This window comes from Paracoccus zeaxanthinifaciens ATCC 21588 (assembly GCF_000420145.1).
Lineage (GTDB): Bacteria > Pseudomonadota > Alphaproteobacteria > Rhodobacterales > Rhodobacteraceae > Paracoccus > Paracoccus zeaxanthinifaciens.
Genome location: NZ_ATUJ01000028.1, coordinates 2,501 through 4,570, shown reverse-complemented (window position 1 = coordinate 4,570; position 2,070 = coordinate 2,501). Strand labels below are relative to the sequence as shown.

Sequence of the window (2,070 nt, the reverse complement as noted above, 5' to 3'; positions counted from 1 at the left end):
GCAAGAAGCCCCGCGTTTTTGCGGGGCGTGTTTTTTGTATGGTTTTGTTATTTTGGTTGCGGGGGCAGGATTTGAACCTGCGACCTTCAGGTTATGAGCCTGACGAGCTACCGGGCTGCTCTACCCCGCGCCATTTTTGTCCTGATCGGGTGTTTTCATCGTATCAGAGAGATTGTCGTCTCTTTCCAGGTCTGGCGGTGACCTACTCTCCCACGTCTTTTGACGCAGTACCATTGGCGCGACGGCACTTAACGGCCGAGTTCGGGATGGGATCGGGTGTTTTGCTCGTGCTAGGGCCACCAGACCGGGAAAGAGACGACCAGCGTTTGTTGTCCAAGGATGCTTTTGGAAGAAGTCTTGCTTCTTCCGGATCAAATCAAGCCAATCGAGCCATTAGTACCGGTCAACTGAATGCATTGCTGCACTTACATCTCCGGCCTATCGACGTGGTGGTCTTCCACGGCTCTCAAGGGATACCTTGTTTTGAGGGGGGCTTCACGCTTAGATGCCTTCAGCGTTTATCCTGTCCGTTCATAGCTACCCTGCACTGCCGTTGGCACGACAACAGGTCCACCAGTGGAACGTTCACCCCGGTCCTCTCGTACTAGGGGCAACTCCTCTCAAGTATCCAACACCCACGGCAGATAGGGACCGAACTGTCTCACGACGTTCTAAACCCAGCTCACGTACCTCTTTAAACGGCGAACAGCCGTACCCTTGGGACCTGCTCCAGCCCCAGGATGAGATGAGCCGACATCGAGGTGCCAAACGATGCCGTCGATATGGACTCTTGGGCATCATCAGCCTGTTATCCCCAGCGTACCTTTTATCCGTTGAGCGATGGCCCTTCCACTCGGGACCACCGGATCACTATGGCCGTCTTTCGACTCTGCTCGACTTGTCAGTCTTGCAGTCAGGCTGGCTTCTGCCATTGCACTCAACGAGCGATTTCCGACCGCTCTGAGCCAACCTTCGCGCGCCTCCGTTACTGTTTGGGAGGCGACCGCCCCAGTCAAACTACCCACCACGCAGGGTCCCGGACCCGGATAACGGGCCGCGGTTAGACATCAAGAGTGCGAAGGGCGGTATCTCAAGGATGGCTCCACCGGAACTGGCGTCCCGGTTTCAGCGCCTACCGCCTATCCTGCACATCGCAATCCTGATGCCAGTGCGAAGTTGTAGTAAAGGTGCATGGGGTCTTTCCGTCTAACCGCGGGAAGTCTGCATCTTCACAGACAATTCAATTTCGCTGAGTCCACGTTTGAGACAGCGGGGAAGTCGTTACGCCATTCGTGCAGGTCGGAACTTACCCGACAAGGAATTTCGCTACCTTAGGACCGTTATAGTTACGGCCGCCGTTTACCGGGGCTTCAATTCAATGCTTGCACATCTCCTTTTAACCTTCCGGCACCGGGCAGGCGTCAGACCCTATACGTCGTCTTGCGACTTCGCAGAGCCCTGTGTTTTTAGTAAACAGTCGCCACCCCCTGGTTTGTGCCCCCGGCCTCTGCTTGCGCAAAAACCGGGCCTCCTTCTCGCGAACTTACGGAGGTATTTTGCCGAGTTCCTTAAACGTGGTTCTCTCAAGCGCCTTGGTATTCTCTACCAGTCCACCTGTGTCGGTTTCGGGTACGGTCTCATGGAGGGCTATTTCCAGGGACCGCTCAGCTGCCAGTTCAATCCGATAAGGACTGACAACCTCTGCGATCCGTCACCATCTCCTGGCCCAGGAATATTAACCTGGTTCCCATCGACTACGCCTTTCGGCCTCGCCTTAGGGGCCGGCTTACCCTGCTCAGATTAGCTTTAAGCAGGAACCCTTGGACTTTCGGCGACAGGGTCTCTCACCCTGTTTGTCGCTACTCATGTCAACATTCTCACTTCTGATCACTCCACCGGATGCCTTACGGCCCGGCTTCACAGTCAGAACAATGCCTCCGCTGATCCCGTAAGATCAGAAGAGGCAGCGTTCTATATCACAGAACGCTCCGCTACCGCGTGCACCGAAGTGCACACCCAAAGCTTCGGCTCGTGGCTTGAGCCCCGTTACATCTTCGCCGCAAGACCTCT

1 tRNA gene and 2 rRNA genes (1 of these 3 running past the window's edge) are annotated in these 2,070 nt (G+C 55.5%); all 3 read right to left on the bottom strand.

What is annotated here, in order from left to right:
* Nucleotides 1-53 precede the first annotated feature (53 nt).
* Nucleotides 54-130, bottom strand: a tRNA-Met gene (locus tag F804_RS0115050).
* A 59-nt stretch (nt 131-189) separates the two neighbouring features.
* Nucleotides 190-304 (bottom strand): 5S ribosomal RNA (gene rrf, locus F804_RS0115045).
* Between the two features lie 68 nt (nt 305-372).
* Nucleotides 373-2,070: ribosomal RNA gene (locus tag F804_RS0115040) — 23S ribosomal RNA — on the bottom strand; it runs 1,137 nt beyond the window's last position.